The organism is Sediminibacterium roseum (assembly GCF_009939005.1).
GTDB classification, from domain to species: Bacteria; Bacteroidota; Bacteroidia; order Chitinophagales; family Chitinophagaceae; genus Sediminibacterium; species Sediminibacterium roseum.
Genome location: NZ_JAACJS010000015.1, coordinates 769,359 through 782,394, shown reverse-complemented (window position 1 = coordinate 782,394; position 13,036 = coordinate 769,359). Strand labels below are relative to the sequence as shown.

Annotated in this window: 17 protein-coding genes; 5 read left to right on the top strand and 12 right to left on the bottom strand. The window is 47.9% G+C overall.

Features of this window, described 5'->3' with window-relative positions; genetic code table 11:
* Positions 1-186 precede the first annotated feature (186 nt).
* A complete protein-coding gene (locus tag GWC95_RS14590) occupies positions 187-471 on the top strand; it encodes a hypothetical protein (RefSeq protein WP_161819453.1) in 285 nt (94 codons plus the stop codon).
* A gap of 84 nt (positions 472-555) precedes the next feature.
* On the opposite strand, the gene GWC95_RS14585 is transcribed toward GWC95_RS14590, so the two are convergent.
* Positions 556-726 carry a hypothetical protein gene (locus tag GWC95_RS14585; RefSeq protein WP_161819452.1) on the bottom strand — a complete coding sequence of 57 codons (171 nt, stop codon included), beginning with the start codon at positions 724-726 and terminating at the stop codon, positions 556-558.
* Between the two features lie 126 nt (positions 727-852).
* On the opposite strand from GWC95_RS14585, the gene GWC95_RS14580 reads away from it, so the two are divergent.
* Entirely contained in the window at positions 853-1,299 is a 447-nt protein-coding gene (locus GWC95_RS14580; protein WP_161819451.1) for a hypothetical protein, read from the top strand.
* Between the two features lie 41 nt (positions 1,300-1,340).
* On the opposite strand, the gene smpB is transcribed toward GWC95_RS14580, so the two are convergent.
* The 5 genes from smpB to GWC95_RS14555 form a co-directional block, all read right to left on the bottom strand.
* Positions 1,341-1,769: an SsrA-binding protein gene (gene smpB / locus GWC95_RS14575; RefSeq protein WP_161819450.1), complete on the bottom strand. Its 429-nt coding sequence runs from the start codon at positions 1,767-1,769 to the stop codon at positions 1,341-1,343.
* Between the two features lie 133 nt (positions 1,770-1,902).
* Positions 1,903-2,823 carry an acetyl-CoA carboxylase, carboxyltransferase subunit beta gene (accD, locus tag GWC95_RS14570; RefSeq protein WP_161819449.1) on the bottom strand — a complete coding sequence of 307 codons (921 nt, stop codon included), beginning with the start codon at positions 2,821-2,823 and terminating at the stop codon, positions 1,903-1,905.
* Positions 2,824-2,939: 116 nt separating this feature from the next.
* The gene (locus GWC95_RS14565) at positions 2,940-3,998 is read right to left on the bottom strand and encodes a class I fructose-bisphosphate aldolase (protein WP_161819448.1); all 1,059 of its coding nucleotides are present in this window, start codon (positions 3,996-3,998) and stop codon (positions 2,940-2,942) included.
* Between the two features lie 182 nt (positions 3,999-4,180).
* Positions 4,181-5,248 (bottom strand): class II fructose-bisphosphate aldolase, encoded by a 1,068-nt coding sequence (gene fbaA / locus GWC95_RS14560; protein WP_161819447.1) that lies wholly within the window; start codon positions 5,246-5,248, stop codon positions 4,181-4,183.
* Between the two features lie 66 nt (positions 5,249-5,314).
* The gene (locus GWC95_RS14555) at positions 5,315-6,094 is read right to left on the bottom strand and encodes an ABC transporter substrate-binding protein (RefSeq protein ID WP_161819446.1); all 780 of its coding nucleotides are present in this window, start codon (positions 6,092-6,094) and stop codon (positions 5,315-5,317) included.
* A 78-nt stretch (positions 6,095-6,172) separates the two neighbouring features.
* Here GWC95_RS14555 and GWC95_RS14550 point away from each other — a divergent pair, with 78 nt between their 5' ends.
* Positions 6,173-6,937, top strand: a complete 765-nt coding sequence (locus tag GWC95_RS14550) for a DUF4846 domain-containing protein (protein ID WP_161819445.1) — start codon at positions 6,173-6,175, stop codon at positions 6,935-6,937.
* 66 nt (positions 6,938-7,003) lie between these two features.
* Here the strand turns inward: GWC95_RS14550 and GWC95_RS14545 are convergent, their stop codons facing one another.
* The 6 genes from GWC95_RS14545 to GWC95_RS14520 form a co-directional block, all read right to left on the bottom strand.
* Entirely contained in the window at positions 7,004-7,576 is a 573-nt protein-coding gene (locus GWC95_RS14545) for a hypothetical protein (protein ID WP_161819444.1), read from the bottom strand.
* A 21-nt stretch (positions 7,577-7,597) separates the two neighbouring features.
* Positions 7,598-8,956 (bottom strand): pyridoxal-phosphate dependent enzyme, encoded by a 1,359-nt coding sequence (locus GWC95_RS14540; RefSeq protein WP_161819443.1) that lies wholly within the window; start codon positions 8,954-8,956, stop codon positions 7,598-7,600.
* A gap of 56 nt (positions 8,957-9,012) precedes the next feature.
* Positions 9,013-9,195, bottom strand: a complete 183-nt coding sequence (locus GWC95_RS14535; protein WP_161819442.1) for a hypothetical protein — start codon at positions 9,193-9,195, stop codon at positions 9,013-9,015.
* A 297-nt stretch (positions 9,196-9,492) separates the two neighbouring features.
* Positions 9,493-10,449, bottom strand: a complete 957-nt coding sequence (plsX, locus tag GWC95_RS14530; protein WP_161819441.1) for a phosphate acyltransferase PlsX — start codon at positions 10,447-10,449, stop codon at positions 9,493-9,495.
* A gap of 30 nt (positions 10,450-10,479) precedes the next feature.
* Complete coding sequence (rpmF, locus tag GWC95_RS14525) at positions 10,480-10,674, bottom strand: 50S ribosomal protein L32 (protein ID WP_161819440.1); 195 nt, start codon at positions 10,672-10,674, stop codon at positions 10,480-10,482.
* Positions 10,675-10,708: 34 nt separating this feature from the next.
* Positions 10,709-11,251, bottom strand: coding sequence for a YceD family protein (locus tag GWC95_RS14520; protein WP_161819439.1), 543 nt, complete (start codon positions 11,249-11,251; stop codon positions 10,709-10,711).
* Between the two features lie 118 nt (positions 11,252-11,369).
* Between GWC95_RS14520 and GWC95_RS14515 the strand changes: the two genes are divergently transcribed.
* Both GWC95_RS14515 and GWC95_RS14510 read left to right on the top strand, forming a co-directional pair.
* Entirely contained in the window at positions 11,370-12,491 is a 1,122-nt protein-coding gene (locus GWC95_RS14515) for a DUF3810 domain-containing protein (RefSeq protein WP_161819438.1), read from the top strand.
* A gap of 55 nt (positions 12,492-12,546) precedes the next feature.
* Positions 12,547-13,020: a TspO/MBR family protein gene (locus tag GWC95_RS14510; RefSeq protein ID WP_202630298.1), complete on the top strand. Its 474-nt coding sequence runs from the start codon at positions 12,547-12,549 to the stop codon at positions 13,018-13,020.
* Positions 13,021-13,036: the final 16 nt, after the last annotated feature.

Here is a 13,036-nt window from a genome sequence, read left to right as displayed (position 1 = left end):
CTGAACGGGCTTTTTTGTGCGCCTATGGAAAATGCCATGCGGATATCAAATTCCGTTTAAACGTTTGATAAAGACTTCCCCAACGTTTAAAAACGGTTGGAGTGGTGAACCACAAAACGAAAGCCTGCTAAGGCCTTTTCCTCCCCACGGCACGATTATTTAAATACTGTTATCAAAACATTTTTTATGAAAACAGTATTGAACATGAAACATAAGCTATTCGCAGTAGCATTTCTGTTAGTGGCATCCCTCAACCTTTTATGGGCGCAGGATGTAAAAGCCGAGATCAAAGGAGAAGAAGTAGGCTCCTGGTTCAGCCAGAACTGGCTCTGGGTTGCCGGTGCAGTTGTACTTCTCCTGCTGATCCTTTTGCTGAGCGGAAGCTCAAGAAGGTCAAGGGTTACTACAACCACAACAGACAGGGGTGGCAATGTTCGCAGAACCACCACCACCGAAGAAGTGGAAGACTAATGTAAAAAAAGCAACAGGAACATAGGGCATACAATGCACGTTGTTCCTGTTGCTTTTCTCTTGCTTCTTATTCTTATTCGGTGATCAGCCGTTCTTGACTTCATCATCAATCGGGATATGATGGTCCTCTTTCTGTATCAGATTGGGTGAAGTTTCGTGGATCTTGCTGTCGATATCCACTTCTTTCTCCAGGGGCTCGTCGTTGAGCCGTGATTTGTCGTCCTGGTTTTCGGGTATTTGAGGTTTTTTTTCCATGGTTTTTGGGTTTGAATTAGTGATGCAAAATTGAGGCCAGCGCTAGTTATCGCTGATTAATCTATACCACAACAATCAACTGTGTTAATCTGTGCAATCTGTGGCTATCTTTTGTAATTTCGAAGCTTGAATAAACTTGTCTTTATATTATATCTCGTCTGTTTCGGATGTTACATTTTATTCACACGCCAACCCGATTATTTTGATGGAGAAAAAGTACCGGCTGTTATTCACTGGTCGGTAGACAGTCTTACCAAACGCTCCATCCCCAAGGCCCTGTACAGGGCAGGTTTAAAAAATTATGCCATAGATGCGCGTTATGTTTTCAGGAACTGGGCGGAGGGCGACAAAGCAGAAGTGATCTACGAAACCAATGCACCCGCAAAAGGCGCGGTATATGCGTGGTGGGGTTATTGGATCACCTGGGGGGAATTGGTGGGGTCTGTGCTGCTGATCATCGCGTTGTTCCAGGTAGCAGTATCGGTAACCAAAAATCCCACCCCGGAAGCACTCATCGAACAACTCGATTACAAAGAAGAACGAAAGCCGAAATACAAAAGGGAAGATGAATAAGCAAAGCGCAAATAAAGATCTACATGCCATTTGTACCTTGATTATTTCAGGTAACGTTTGATCTCTTTTTCAACATCACGGCTTTTGATCGTCTCTCTTTTGTCGTGTAATTTCTTACCGCGGCCCAGGCCGATCTCCACTTTTACCAGGTTCTTCTCGTTAAAGAAAACTTTCAGAGGTATAATGGTGTAGCCTTTCTCTTTCATGCGTGTCTGCAGTTTGTTCAGTTCGCGCTTATTGAGCAGCAATTTCCTGTCGTGTACCTCTATGTGGTTGTTGGATGTGCCATGCGAATACGATGCGATAAAAAGTGCGCGCACCCACAGTTCTCCTTTATCGAACAAACAAAACGAATCATTGAAACTCAGTTTGCCCGCACGGATGGATTTTACCTCGGTTCCCATCAAAGCAATTCCCGCCACATATTTGTCTTCTATGTGGTAATTGAAATAGGCTTGACGGTTGTTCATTTCCACAGCGTGCAAATTAGCAAATGAATAAAATGAATAATCAGTATAAACAATCGGCACCGGCTCATTTACATAAAAGCACTCCTCTCAATTATTAATTCCTAATTCCTAATTAATAATTAATAACAGGGGTTTAGCTCCTAAAAAGCAGCACCATTTGTGCAAGTTTGTCTTTCAGGTTTTTCCTGTCAACGATAAAATCGAGAAAGCCGTGCTCCAGCAAAAATTCGCTGCGCTGGAAGCCTTCCGGAAGGTCTTTTTTGATGGTTTCCTTGATCACGCGGGGCCCCGCAAACCCGATCAGGGCGCCGGGTTCGGCGATATTCAGGTCGCCGAGCATTCCGAAACTTGCGGAGATGCCACCGAAGGTAGGGTCGGTAAGCAACGATATGTAAGGCAGTTTGGCATCGCTCAACTGCGAAAGTTTACCACTGGTTTTGGCGAGCTGCATAAGACTGAACGCGCTCTCCATCATTCTTGCGCCACCGCTTTTACTGATGACGAGATAGGGGAGCCTGTGTTCGATGCAGTAGTCTACCGCGCGACTGAATTTTTCTCCCATAACGCTACCCAGCGATCCGCCGATGAATTCGAAATCCATACAGGCCACCACAAGTCCTTCGCCATTGGCCTTACCAACGCCAACACGCATGGAATCTTTCAGATCGGTTTTCGAATGAATATCGTCGAGGCGTTTCTGGTATGGTTTGAGATCGGTGAAGCCGAGCTTGTCGATGCTCTGGATGTTCCCGAATAGTTCAGTATATTCTTTGTTGTCGAATATGATCTCGAAATATTCTTCGCTGCCAATGCGGTGGTGGTGGTTGCATTTGGGGCAAACGTAGAGGTTTTCTTTGAGTTCGCTGGTGGTGCAGATGTAGTTGCACTCGGGGCACTTGTTCCACAGGCCCTCCGGTGTTTCTTTTTTATCAGCCGTAGAAGTCAAAATACCTTTCCTGATCCGGTTGAACCAACGGGGTTTCGCCTGGTCCTCGCCCTGGCTTTCGTCACCTGTCAGGTTGGCTTCAAAATCTTCTTCACGTTCTTTTTTCATAACGGTCTTCGATTGGGGCGGTGAAGATAAGGAAAAACGCTTGAGGAGTCAGTAGTTTGGAGCCGGGAGTTAGGGGTGGGATGATTTTACCACCGCCAACTCCCGGCTCCTGGTTCTTATGCTATCGTAACGGATGGGTCGAGGTAAATATCCTGTATTGCATTGAGCATTTCGATCCCCTCGTTCATCGGGCGCTGGAAGGCTTTGCGGCCGAGGATAAGGCCCATGCCGCCGGCGCGTTTGTTGATCACCGCGGTGGTAACTGCTTCGGCCATATCGCTCGCGCCCTTGCTCTCGCCCCCTGAGTTGATGAGGCCAATGCGCCCGTTGTAGCAATTGAGCACCTGGTAACGGCAAAGATCGATCGGGTGATCGGTGGTTAGTTTTTCGTAAACAAGTTTGTTGGTCTTGCCATGTTTCGTAGCAAGGTACCCCCCGTTATTGGTAGGTAATTTCTGCTTGATGATGTCTGCCTGCAGCGTTACGCCCAGGTGGTTTGCCTGCCCGGTAAGATCTGCAGCGGTATGATAATCCACGCCATCTACTTTAAAACCTTCGTTGCGCAGATAGCACCAGAGTATCGTAGCCATGCCAAGCTCATGCGCCATTTCGAAGGCTTCAGCCACTTCTTTGAGCTGGCGCGAACTTTCTGCACTTCCCCAGTAGATCGTTGCGCCCACGGCAACAGCGCCCATGTTCCATGCGCTTTTAATGGTTCCGAACATGGTCTGGTCGAAACGGTTGGGCATGCTCAGAAACTCGTTGTGGTTTATCTTTACAATGAACGGGATCTTGTGCGCATACTTGCGGCTCATCAATCCCAACACACCATACGTAGAAGCAACGCCATTGCAGCCGCCTTCGATGGCGAGCTTGATGATGTTCTCTGGATCGAAATAGATCGGGTTGGGGGCAAATGCCGAACCACCGCTGTGTTCAATCCCCTGGTCCACCGGGAAAATACTGCAGTATCCCGTTCCACCCAGGCGGCCATGGTCGAGGAGCGACTGCAGGCTGCGCAGGGTCTGGTTGCTCCGGTTGCTGTTGATCCAGATATCGTCCACATGCGTGGGCGCAGGCAAATGGATCCCGTTTTTATCGATCGTTGTACACTTGTGGTCGAGAAGATAGGCGGCTGAATCGCCCAAAAGATCAAGAAGTTTCTGGTTAGGCATGAAGAAGATTTTTTGGTTTTAGCAATCGCTGAAAGCGGTTCACAAAGGTTGCTAACAATTGTTAGTATGCCAAAAAATATCCCTTGTTTTTTTGGCCAAAGAATGTGTGAGAAACACACAAGGCACAAGCTTGTTAAAACCTGTGCCTTGTTCTTGTATGCTTATGATCTTGTCTTGTATTGCTATGCGTTCCTGTTGATGCAGTTCAGGTCTTCGAAAGCCACTTCCAAACGCTTGCTGAAACTTTCTTCTGCTTTGCGCAGCCATACGCGCGGATCGTAGTATTTTTTGTTTGGTTTTTCCGGCCCTTCGGGATTGCCGAGTTGTCCTTGCAGGTAAGCTTCATTCTTTTGGTAGAACTGGTGAATGCCTTCCCAGAACGCCCATTGCAGATCGGTATCGATGTTCATTTTGATGGCACCATAACTGATCGCTTCGCGGATCTGGTGCTGCGGTGAGCCGCTTCCGCCGTGGAACACAAAGTATACAGGTTTCTTTTTTGTTTTCAGTTCCTGCTCAATATAGTCCTGGCTGTTTTTCAGGATCACGGGTCTTAACTCCACATTACCTGGACTGTACACCCCGTGCACATTTCCAAAGGCGGCGGCAACGGTAAATAAGTTACCTACTTTGCTGAGTTCGGTATAAGAGTAGGCAACGTGTTGCGGTTGCGTGTACAGTTTATCGTTTTCGATGCCGCTGTTGTCAACGCCGTCTTCTTCGCCACCCGTAACACCGAGTTCAATTTCGATGCTCATACCGAGCGGCGCCATGCGTTTGTAGAATTCAACAGAAGTATGGATGTTCTCTTCGATCGGTTCTTCAGAGAGATCGAGCATATGCGAGCTGAAAAGCGGTTGCCCTTTTTCTTTGTAGAACTGTTCGCCCGCATCGATCAAACCACTTACCCATGGCAGCCATTTTTTAGCGGCATGGTCGGTATGCAATACCACCGGAACGCCATAGTGTTTGGCCACATTGTGAATATGCAGGGCGCCGGAGATGCCGCCGGAAATATTGGCCTGCAACTGGTCGTTCGGCATGCCCTTTCCCGCGATGAACTGCGCGCCTCCGTTGGAGAACTGGATGATCACGGGCGAGTTTACCTTGGCCGCTGTTTCCAATACGGCATTGATGGTATTGGTACCGATCGTATTCACCGCAGGGAGCGCAAACTCATTGTCTTTTGCGTCGTTGTATAACGCTTCCAGTTCTTTACCAAAAAGAACGCCGGCACTGTATTTTTTCATGGGTATAGCTATTGTTTGATGGATGGGCAAGATACTTTAAGTGGCGCAAACGGTTGTTAGCTTTTCCTATGAAAGCCGCAATTGCGCGATATAATCCTTCATGTATTTCATCCTGCTCCCATACCAGCTGAAGATCTCGCCGTCTACGCAAATGATCTTTGCTCCTGGCAGTTGTGCCTGCAGCTCATCAACGTGTTTTTGTTTGAAAGGATAAGGCTCGGATGAGAGCATTACAAGAGCTGTTTCTTTTTCGCGCAATATTTCGGGAGTGACAGAAGGATAGCGCGGTTCCGACTGTAATACATTTTCAAACCCGGCCAGGCGCAGCACATCGCTGATAAAAGTGTCGCCGCCGGCGGCCATATAAGGGTCTTTCCAGATGAGATAAGCCGTGCGTATTTTTTCTTTGGGTTGCGCCATTGCCGCAAGATCATCTTTCAACCGGGCGGTCAATCGTTCCGCTTCCGTATTTTTATGCGTAATGCGGCCGATGCTTTCGATCATTTGGAGTGCATCGTTGATGTTGTTCACGTCGCTTACCCAAACCGGTGCAATGGCCTCCAGCGCGTTGATCTGCTCCTTTACATTCTCTTCCTTGTTGGCAATGATAAGATCGGGCCGTAACGTTCTCACCAGTTCTATGTTCACCGTTTTGGTGCCGCCGATCCTTGTCTTGCTCCTGAACCATTCCCCGGGATGCACACAAAATTTGGTAATGCCGATCACTTCTTCTTCCAGCCCCAGGTCTGCCAGCAACTCCGTTTGCGAAGGCACCAGCGAAACAATGCGCATGGGGTGTTCAGGTAGTTGTATGTTCCGCTGCAATTGATCGACAAAAAAACGCATCCGTAAAAATACTGAGAAGTTTAACAGCATGCGTTTGTGAAAAATTCCGGTGGATGAATCATTGAAAAAACCAATGCTATGCTTACCGCTATTTGCAGGCTGCTCCTGTTCTTTTCCTTCGCCGCCACACCTATCACCTTTCCTGCGTTTGATGTTTCGATGCGATCGGTTGCGGACATCCCTTTGCCGCAAGGGTTTGAGCGGGTTCCCGTAGCGCCGGGGTCGTTCGCAGAATACCTGCGCAGGCTTCCGCTGCGCAAAGACAAAACCATTTATTTCTACAACGGCGCCGTAAAACCGAATCAATCGCTGCATTATGCCGTACTCGATGTTTCTACCGGTGCCAAAGACCTTCAGCAATGCGCAGATGCGGTGATGCGATTGCGTGGTGAATATTTTTTTGGTAAAGGGATGTACGACAGCATCCGGTTTTTGAAAGGTGACCGGACTTACTACCAGTTCGCGGCTTATCTCAAGAACAACGCCGCAGATACCCGCGGCAGTTTTTTGAAATTCATGGAAACCGTTTTCGTGTACTGCGGCAGTTACACGCTGGAGCAATCGATGAAACGGGTGAACGATGTCTACTCAATGCAGGCCGGAGATGTGTTTGTAAAAGGCGGTGCACCGGGACATGCGGAAATAGTGGTAGACATGGCCGTACAGCGATCAACTGGGAAAAAGATCTACCTGCTCGCAGAAGGTTATATGCCCGCGCAGGATATGCATATTGTATTGAACCCTGTAAATACAAAGATGGGACCGTGGTATGAATTGACCGATGAACAAAAAATCGTTACGGCCACATGGGTCTTCGACAAGGGCCAATTGCGCAGATGGTAACGCAAAAATGCTTGCTGCAGTTCGCAAGCTTTGTGTCTATTGATGGAGATATCCTGCAGCCAACTGTTAGTCCGTGAAACCTGTTGAATCATCCTTTTCTCTTTCACGTTTGCGGAAGAAGATCATCACTAAAAAACAAACGATCACAAACAAAAAATACGCGGGTGCAATGATCTTGTTGTGGTAGTTTGAATACAGTTCGTCGAATTCAAACAACGCAACCTGTTGTTTGGCGGGCTTGAGCTCGAAGGTCTTGTAGTTGTATGCAAAAACAGTGTCAGGAACATCTTTCGCCCGGAAATAAATGGTCTGGTTGCTGCGCGAAATAGCGAGGCGGTCAATATCGTATTTGCCTGCGCCTGTATTTGGGGCAGGGGCATTGATGAAGGTGCCAACGTCGGTTTCTTTGATGTCAACAGGTGATCGCACAGGTAAGCTCCTGTACTCGTATCCCCCGGAAATAAAATAGAAAGAGGTCATCTTCAAAAATACCAGCAGCAGGAATGCGGTGCAGGCAAAACCGAGCATGGTCACATACCTGACTTTTTTCCTGAAGATCTTTCCGAGCACATAGCAAACCAAAACTGCGGCGCCAACAATGATCGCCGATCTGAACATTTCGAGGATGAGTCCGAACATAGGGGGAGTGTAACAGTAAAATTATTTCGCCAGGCTTTGTATCACATCATATTTTGTAACGATGTGGTATTCGCCCTTTTCATCCTTTGCAAGTACCGCGCCGTTTTCTTTTGTGATGAGGCTGCCCAGTCTTTCAACCGGTGTATCAAAAGCAACAACCGGGTAGGCGGGTTCCAGTACGCTTTCAACAGTTGCGGTTTTTATTTCAGGATGATTGCTGAATACTTTCTGGAACAAACCGTTTTCACTAACCGCGCCGATGGAATCGCCGTTGCTCATTACAGGGATGTGCTCGATATCGTATTTCTTCATCATTTCAACGGCTTCCGCAACCGTGTGCGTTGGCTCGAGGGTTACAAGGCGTTGAGAGCTGCGCCCGCTTACGATGTCTTTAAAAGTTTTTACATCCAAGAAACCGCGTTCCATCATCCACTGGTCGTTGTAAATTTTTCCTACGTAGCGGCTGCCATGGTCGTGGAAGATACATACCACCACATCATCTTTTGTGAGTGTTGATTTGAGTTGCATCAATCCCTGCAGGCAACTGCCGGCGCTGTACCCGCAAAAGAGACCTTCTTCTTTGGCGATGCGTCTTGCCATTACGGCGCCGTCTTTATCCGTTACCTGTTCAAATTTATCTATTACGCTCATGTCGTAATTCTGTGGCACAAAGTCTTCTCCGAATCCTTCGGATATGTACGGGTGCACTTCGTTCATGTCTATTTCACCCGTATTAAAATATTTGGTAAGCAATGAACCGTATACATCGATGGCCCATACTTTTATGTTCGGATTTTTTTCTTTGAGGTACATCGCAGAACCAACGATGGTTCCGCCGGTTCCCGCGGTGCAAACAAGGTGAGTGATCTTTCCTTCTGTCTGCTCCCATATTTCGGGGCCTGTACTTTCGTAGTGCGCCTGGCGGTTCGCCAGGTTATCGTACTGGTTCATGTACATTGAATTCGGGATCTCTTTGCCGAGTCGTTTGGCAACGGAATAATAACTTTTAGGGTCTTCGGGCAGAACGTTTGTGGGGCAAACGATCACTTCTGCGCCAACCGCTTTCAATATGTCTGCTTTCTCTTTGGATTGTTTGTCGGTGGTAACGAAGATGCATTTGTAACCTTTCACACAGGCCGCCAGGGCAAGGCCCATGCCCGTATTTCCACTTGTTCCTTCGATGATGGTACCGCCGGGTTTCAGCTTGCCTTCTTTCTCGGCCACTTCTACCATCTTCAGCGCCATGCGGTCTTTGATGGAGTTGCCGGGATTGAAATAATCCACTTTCGCCAAAACAGTTGCGGGTATGTCTTTCGTGATCTTATTGAGCCTGATCAGGGGAGTATTGCCAATGGTTTCGAGGATGTTGTTGAGCCACATAAACTAACACTTGTTTGGCGCGAAGGTAGGTGTTAATTTTTTTCCAGCCCGCCCGGTTAAAATGTACGCACCAGGTGAAGGATGCTTCCATCATCGTGGCGGTTGTCAGATTCCCTGGCAAGTGTTTCCTCGGTCTTAACATCGCCGGCTTTTTTACTGCGGTTCAGATAGCCTGCAATGACGGCGGGAACAAGTGCAACCAGGGCGGCTACGTAAACGGTGAAAATGAGCTTTTTCATAAAGGTTATTTTTAAGAGGTTATTTACTTTGATAGAACAAAGATATGTCGATTGATAGTACTATGCAAAACAAAGTACCTTCTTTAAGTTGGTATTACGGCAATGGATAATAGTGAGTAATGCTTTGAAACGTAGTAATGACGGGGCTTTCGGCGATTTAAACGCCAATCCGCAGAAATTTTGAATTGTGATGAACGGTAAATATCAGGGATGAAATGTGGAAAATGGCCGGGGAGCTTAGCCTGGGCATACCATCGCCGGGCCAACAGGCTACAGTTCCGGAAACCGCTTTGTTCTTTATTCAGGGAGATTATTAGAGAAAAGTGCGGTGATCTTGCCGCATACATCGCTTTCGATCATCTTTTCTGCAACGGAGATCATGTTCTTGAAAGCCTTGGCATGGGAGATTCCATGGCCGATGATCACCGGCCTGTTTACACCGAGAACCGGTGTTCCGCCATAATTTTCGTAATGAAAACGGGTGAAGTATTCGTCGTTGGCATAACCGCGCGCCTGCACAAGGTCGTACACAGATTCTGCCATTTTGAGGATGATGTTGCCGGTAAAACCATCGCAGATCATCACATCTGCCTTGTTGTTAAAAAGATCGCGCCCCTCTATGTTTCCGACAAAATTGATCTTTTTGTTTTCTTTCAGCAGGGGATAGGTGGCCTGTGCCAGCAGGTTTCCCTTGCCTTCTTCTTCGCCCACATTGATCAGCCCTACTTTGGGGTTGTCTATGTTGAAGATGTTCCCTGCATAGAGGCTGCCCAATACCGCAAACTGGTCCAGTTGTTCCGGCTTGCAATCCGAGTTCAGCCCAGCATCCATGATGATACCTGTGCCACCATCCAGTTTTGGGATAACGGTTGAGATGGTGGGGCGCAGCACGCCCGGTATTGTTTTGATGCTGAACATTGCGCCAACCAGCATCGCGCCCGTATTACCGGCGCTGATAAAAGCATCGATCTTGCCGGTGGCGAGCATATGGAAACCGATGGCAATGGACGACCGTTGTTTTTCTTTCAGGGCCTTGGTGGGATGTTCGTGGTAACCGATCACTTCGGGGGCATGTACCAAATGCAAATTAGGTGATGCAACCTGGTGTTCCTCCAGGAGAGGTTTTACCAGTGTTTCATCACCTATGCAGTATAGAGACGCCGTGCGGTTACTGCCAGACAGGTATAGCTGCAAGCCTTTCACCGCCTCAAGCGGTGCAAAATCTCCACCCATCATGTCCAGGCCAATATTCATCGTGGCAGAAGCTTAAATTGAACTAAAAGGTTACGCTTTCAGAGGAGCTTTCTCAGCTACTACTTTCCCTTTGTAGAACAATTTACCTTCGCTCACGTGCGCGCGGTGGCGTACATGGGTTTCACCTGTGGTGCTGTCTTTGCTTAATGTAACTTCCTGAGCCACGTAGTGTGTTCTTCTCTTTGCGCTACGCTGCTGCGAATGTCTGCGTTTAGGATTCGGCATATCTCGAAATTTATAGTACTTCTATTAAAAAAAATTATTCCAGGTTTTTGAATTTATCCAGCCCCTTCCAGGCCTTGTTGTTGTCTTTCTGGGTGTCTTCTTCCATTTTCCTCAGCTTCTCCAGCACTTCCGGGTTGCATTTGGAATTCCCTTTTTCATCTTTGCCACACATTTTCTGCAGCGGGATACTCAGGTTCACAAATTCGTAGATCCAGTCCCCAACAAACAAATGACTCTCGCCGCGGCTGATGTAATACACATCAGGATCTTCTTCCGTTTCGTTCATCGGCTCGGGATCGTCCACCATCTTTACAATGATGTTGAACTCGTCCCAAAGCTGCGCCGTCAATGTGTTTCCGCACCTGTCGCAGGTTACGTCAACCGTTCCGTCGATGTCAAATTTCAACAGCATAAAACCGTTGTTCTTTTCAAGACTCAGCTTGACATCCGCGTTACAGTTTTCAAAATCCTGCGGTCCGTAAGGAACAAAGAACTTATCCTCAATATGGTACTCATAAACATGAACACCCGGCTTCAAACCAACGAATGCTATTTCAAATTCCCTACGCTGATTCATAACCGTTTTTTAAGGGCTTGCAAAATTACGGCAAAATGGGCGAAATACCAAGAAAAACCACTCCCGGCCGGGATTTCAGGGTTGGCTACGCAAGCGGCAGGCGGGGTATATTTGTGTTATGAACACAAATTTCAGAATTTCCGGTCATAAATGGCTGCGTTTCGCGCTGCTTTTGACTGTTTCCATACTCATTTTCATCTTTTCCCTGTTTCCCGCTGCCGTTGAACGCTGGTATTCTACCGGCGTTTACCGGGGTATTTCTACCACCCAGCGCATGATCACCCGTTGGCTGCCGTTTAGTTTGGGGGATGTCCTGTACGTGGCCCTTTCCATCTGGATCCTGGTAAAACTGGTTTTATGGATCAGGCGGATCATCCGGCGCGATCATTCCGGGGAAATGTTCAAACACACGCTTTTCAGGATGGTAAAACGCATCCTTTGGATCTACGTGGTGTTTAAACTGGCCTGGGGACTCAACTACGACCGCCTCGGTATTTCGTACCAGCTTGGCATCAACAAAACCAGCTATACCAGGGAAGAGGTGGTGCAGCTTACCAACCGGCTCATCGTTAAAGTGAACGAGTGCAGGCGGTTGATCAAAGATTCCATACTGCCCACGCCGCCTCTTGATTCTATTTACCGGGAGGCATTCCTGGCGTACCAGACGGCTTCTTACCAGCATTATTTTCTCAACTATGGCAACCGTTCCGTTAAAGGAAGCCTGTTCAGTGTGCTGGGCGATTACATGGGGTTCACGGGTTATTACAATCCGTTTACCGGCGAGGCGCAACTGCGTACGGATATTCCGCGGATCCTTGTTCCCTATATTGTTACGCACGAAATGGCGCACCAGCTGGGTTATGCAAGCGAGAGCGAGGCAAATTTTGTGGGTTACCTGGCGGCGGCGGAGTCGGCCGATCCTTATTTCCGTTATTCGTTGTACAACGATCTCTTCAGTTATGCGCAGGGCGAAGAATTGTTTATGTTCAGAACGGAGACCGATTTCAAAACATTCGATTCCGTTGTTCAGTACAACCGTTCACAACTCGATACCCTGGTGAAGAAAGAACGGAAAGAAGTACGCGAGTTTTTCCAGAAAAGAAAACACAGGCTCTCACCGGCAGTGTCGAACATGTACGACCAGTACCTGAAAATGAACAAGCAGAACAAGGGAATAGAAAGCTACAACGAAGTGATCGGCTGGCTGATCTCGTATCAGAAAAAGTATGGAAAATTGTGAGTGTGCGCCGTAAAGCTTTCGATGGAACGTTTTTTTAAATATTGAAATCATGAAAATGAAACCGGTCATAAAACTAATCCTGTCTATACTTTTCACGCTCGGGATCGGAACGCTCGGCGGGTTGTTTACCGCGCCCGAGATTGGCGGTTGGTACGCTACTTTGCAGAAGCCTTCTTTCCAGCCGCCAAACTGGCTGTTTGGGCCCGTATGGAGCCTGCTTTATACGCTGATGGGGATCAGTTTGTACATGGTGTGGAAACAGCCGTCTTCCGACCGGCGCAACAAGGCGCTTACCATTTTCATCATCCAGTTTGTACTCAATTTTTCATGGTCGATCATCTTTTTCAACCAGCACCAGGTGGGCTGGGCACTGGTCGAGATCGTTGTGATGTGGGTCTGCATCCTGCTCACCATCATCCGGTTCTATCAAATAAAACCGGCCGCCGCATGGCTCCTTGTGCCCTATATCCTGTGGGTTAGCTTCGCCACGGCTCTGAATGCGGCCATCTGGAAGCTGAACCCGGCGTAAGCGCTTGCGGAGAAAA

Bases quoted from the DNA above. Each gene is read 5' to 3' on its own strand.
- GWC95_RS14590 (WP_161819453.1), top strand. From the start codon at position 187: ATGAAAACAGTATTGAACATGAAACATAAGCTATTCGCAGTAGCATTT.
- GWC95_RS14585 (WP_161819452.1), bottom strand. From the start codon at position 726: ATGGAAAAAAAACCTCAAATACCCGAAAACCAGGACGACAAATCACGG.
- smpB (WP_161819450.1), bottom strand. From the start codon at position 1,769: ATGAACAACCGTCAAGCCTATTTCAATTACCACATAGAAGACAAATAT.
- accD (WP_161819449.1), bottom strand. From the start codon at position 2,823: ATGAAAAAAGAACGTGAAGAAGATTTTGAAGCCAACCTGACAGGTGAC.
- GWC95_RS14565 (WP_161819448.1), bottom strand. From the start codon at position 3,998: ATGCCTAACCAGAAACTTCTTGATCTTTTGGGCGATTCAGCCGCCTAT.
- fbaA (WP_161819447.1), bottom strand. From the start codon at position 5,248: ATGAAAAAATACAGTGCCGGCGTTCTTTTTGGTAAAGAACTGGAAGCG.
- GWC95_RS14555 (WP_161819446.1), bottom strand. From the start codon at position 6,094: ATGCGTTTTTTTGTCGATCAATTGCAGCGGAACATACAACTACCTGAA.
- GWC95_RS14550 (WP_161819445.1), top strand. From the start codon at position 6,173: ATGCTTACCGCTATTTGCAGGCTGCTCCTGTTCTTTTCCTTCGCCGCC.
- GWC95_RS14545 (WP_161819444.1), bottom strand. From the start codon at position 7,576: ATGTTCGGACTCATCCTCGAAATGTTCAGATCGGCGATCATTGTTGGC.
- GWC95_RS14540 (WP_161819443.1), bottom strand. From the start codon at position 8,956: ATGTGGCTCAACAACATCCTCGAAACCATTGGCAATACTCCCCTGATC.
- GWC95_RS14535 (WP_161819442.1), bottom strand. From the start codon at position 9,195: ATGAAAAAGCTCATTTTCACCGTTTACGTAGCCGCCCTGGTTGCACTT.
- plsX (WP_161819441.1), bottom strand. From the start codon at position 10,449: ATGAATATTGGCCTGGACATGATGGGTGGAGATTTTGCACCGCTTGAG.
- rpmF (WP_161819440.1), bottom strand. From the start codon at position 10,674: ATGCCGAATCCTAAACGCAGACATTCGCAGCAGCGTAGCGCAAAGAGA.
- GWC95_RS14520 (WP_161819439.1), bottom strand. From the start codon at position 11,251: ATGAATCAGCGTAGGGAATTTGAAATAGCATTCGTTGGTTTGAAGCCG.
- GWC95_RS14515 (WP_161819438.1), top strand. From the start codon at position 11,370: ATGAACACAAATTTCAGAATTTCCGGTCATAAATGGCTGCGTTTCGCG.
- GWC95_RS14510 (WP_202630298.1), top strand. From the start codon at position 12,547: ATGAAACCGGTCATAAAACTAATCCTGTCTATACTTTTCACGCTCGGG.